At 58.3% G+C, this 276-nt stretch carries 1 pseudogene; it reads left to right on the top strand.

Features of this window, described 5'->3' with window-relative positions:
* Window positions 1-43 precede the first annotated feature (43 nt).
* Window positions 44-148: pseudogene (locus tag VTU_RS31880) on the top strand (transposase); the annotation flags it as partial.
* Window positions 149-276: the final 128 nt, after the last annotated feature.

Genomic DNA, 276 nt, shown 5'->3' on the forward strand with positions numbered 1-276 from the left:
ACGGTGCTCGATTTTGTTGACGATCTGAACGGGCCCCGACGTGGGTGGCGACAGCGAGCAGGTCAAGCATGTGTGCATGGACATGAGCGCGGCCTACGCCAAGGGAGTGGGGTTGGCGTTGCCGCAGGCGCAGATCAGCTACGACCGCATCTCGTTATACACAAGCCCCCCACATGAGCTATGCTACCTATTTCATAGCGAAAGCACACAATGAGCTGGACAGTCACGGAATTCAAGAGCATGAACCTGGGGGACCCCAGGCGCAAACAGCGTGCG

Origin of the sequence: Verminephrobacter aporrectodeae subsp. tuberculatae At4, from assembly GCF_000193225.1 — a bacterium.
GTDB lineage: Bacteria > Pseudomonadota > Gammaproteobacteria > Burkholderiales > Burkholderiaceae_C > Acidovorax > Acidovorax aporrectodeae.